3 protein-coding genes are annotated in these 2,310 nt (G+C 59.4%); all 3 read left to right on the top strand.

The genetic code is table 11. The annotated features are described in order from the left end of the window. Window positions 1-130 precede the first annotated feature (130 nt). The 3 genes from NW837_RS14685 (at window position 131) to rpmG (ending at window position 2,278) form a co-directional block, all read left to right on the top strand. The gene (locus NW837_RS14685; protein ID WP_041437346.1) at window positions 131-1,099 is read left to right on the top strand and encodes a ribonuclease Z; all 969 of its coding nucleotides are present in this window, start codon (window positions 131-133) and stop codon (window positions 1,097-1,099) included. A gap of 29 nt (window positions 1,100-1,128) precedes the next feature. Next, entirely contained in the window at window positions 1,129-1,992 is an 864-nt protein-coding gene (locus tag NW837_RS14690) for an RDD family protein (protein ID WP_414332311.1), read from the top strand. A 91-nt stretch (window positions 1,993-2,083) separates the two neighbouring features. Beyond that, window positions 2,084-2,278 carry a 50S ribosomal protein L33 gene (gene rpmG / locus NW837_RS14695; protein WP_011433240.1) on the top strand — a complete coding sequence of 65 codons (195 nt, stop codon included), beginning with the start codon at window positions 2,084-2,086 and terminating at the stop codon, window positions 2,276-2,278. The last annotated feature ends 32 nt before the right edge of the window (window positions 2,279-2,310 follow it).

Raw genomic sequence — 2,310 nt, forward strand, 5'->3', positions numbered from 1 at the left:
AACAAACAGAATGCTATCGCTGCATAGTTGAACAGTGATGTTCAGCAGTGTTCAGCGTAAATGTATCAGCAATTGGTAAGCTAGGGATCCCAATCCCTGAGGTCTTGCCCCTGTGACAGATCCCAATGCCATTCGGATCACCTTTTTGGGCACCAGCTCCGGCATGCCCACCCGCCAGCGCAATGTCTCTGGGGTGGCGGTGCAGTTTCCCCAGCGGTCGGAATGGTGGCTGTTCGATTGCGGCGAGGGCACCCAACACCAGTTGCTGCGCCTAGATGAGCTGCGCCCCAGCCAGTTGCGCCGCATTTTTATCACCCACATGCACGGGGATCACATCTACGGCCTGCCGGGGCTGTTGGCCTCCTGTGGCTTGGGCAGCACCCCTGAGCACATCGATATCTACGGCCCGCCGGGCCTGGAAGAGTACCTGAAGGCCGTGTTGCGCTACAGCGAGACCCGGATCCCCTACGGCTTCCGCGTTCACACCGTCGAAACCGGTCTCATCCTGCAAGAGCCGGAATACTCCGTCTTCTGCGCGCCCTTGGATCACCGGGTGCCCGCCTTCGGCTACCGCGTGGTGGAACAGGATCGGCCAGGCAGCTTTAATGTGGCCAAAGCCCAAGCCGATGGGATCCCCTTTGGCCCTCTGTATGGGCAGCTCAAGGCCGGCCAATCCATCATCTGGCAGGGCCGCTGCTTTCACGGACGGGATTATGTCGGGGATCCCATTCCGGGCCGCAAATTCTCCTACTGCACCGACACGATTTTCTGCCGCAATGCTGTTGATCTCTCCCGGGCTGCGGATCTGGTCATCCACGAGGCTACCTACGCTCAGGCTGACTTGGAGCTGGCCCGCCGCTCTAAGCATTCCACCGCCGCCATGGCCGCCCAAGTGGCCGCCGAAGCCAAGGCCCAAGCTTTGATCCTCACCCACTTCAGCCCCCGCTACACCCCAGAGGCCCCCATTACCTTGGAAGACCTGCTGGCAGAAGCTCAGGCCATTTTTCCCAATACCCTGCTGGCCCGCGATCGGCTGACCTACGAGATCCCCCGTCGCAGCCCGTCCCCTCTGCCGGTGGGTGTGGGCTTGCCTCGCTAGAATGGTAGAACTGACTGTCTCAACCGGCAATGACGGATCCCAGACCCTACCCCGAACGCCCCCAATTTCCAGAGCGGCCCAAAACCGAACAACTGGATCAAAGTGCTGGCGAGTGGCGAACCTTCAGCGCTTTGCCCCCTGCCACTTCTCTGCCCCCGGTTCAAGCCGAGCGGCCAGCCCCGCAAACGGCTGCTGAGGGGGAAACCCTGCCAAAATTGGCTCCCTGGAGCAAACGAATTGGGGCTTTTGCCCTCGACTTTGGGCTGGGGCTGGGGATCTCCTACCTAGCCCAAGGCTTGGCTGCTCTGGTAGGAGCCAATGCAGGCGCCGTGGACATGACCGGCTATCTCGCCTTCTTCGCTACCTGGCTGGTGAACCGCGGCTATTTCCAATCCCGTCCTGAGGGCCAAAGCCTCGGCAAATGGCTGCTGAACATCAAAACCCTGGATCCCGAAACCGAAGCCTCGCCGCACCTGGTTCGCTCTCTGGCTCGAGAGGGAGTGCTCTCCCTCTTTGTGCTTACAGAGGCCCTGCTGGTGCCTCTGGCTGCGGATGGGCTGTTTGCCGTCTTCGACAAGGAAAAACGCCAAACCATTCACGACCGGGCTGGACGCACCCTAGTGGTGGAAGCGGAGCGGGGCTACCACCTGGATGAAAAAGTCTTGCGGTTTTTGCAGGACATCCTAGAGGGGGACGCTGCTGACGACGTCAAATCGGCTGCTCGCGACCTGCTGCGCCAAGCCCAGCGCAATGACACCGTGCGGGATCTGTCCAAGCAGTTGCAGCGCCTGAGCAAAGATGTGGATCGCAACGCCCGTAGCCTACGGCAACAAACGGGCAAGCAAGTGAAAACTTGGGTTGATTCCGTCAAGGAAAAGTTGGATAATTGGTGATCGCGCTTATCGAGGTAAACCCCCATCTCCAGCCTCAGGATCTGGGATTGCAGTTTCCTCATTGCCGTTTACCTTCGTCTTGGGATCCGTCATGGCCAAAGCAAAGGGTGCCCGCATCATCATTACTCTGGAGTGTACGGAGTGCCGCACCAACGTCAACAAGCGCTCTCCAGGCGTGAACCGCTACACCACCACCAAAAACCGCCGCAACACAACAGCCCGCTTAGAGCTGAAGAAATTCTGCCCCCACTGCAACCGCCACACCGTCCACAAAGAGATTAAGTAGTTCAAGCCGTTTCGCCGTTCTCCTGACCTATG

Source organism: Synechococcus sp. R6-10 (assembly GCF_047461815.1).
Taxonomy (GTDB): domain Bacteria; phylum Cyanobacteriota; class Cyanobacteriia; order Thermostichales; family Thermostichaceae; genus Thermostichus.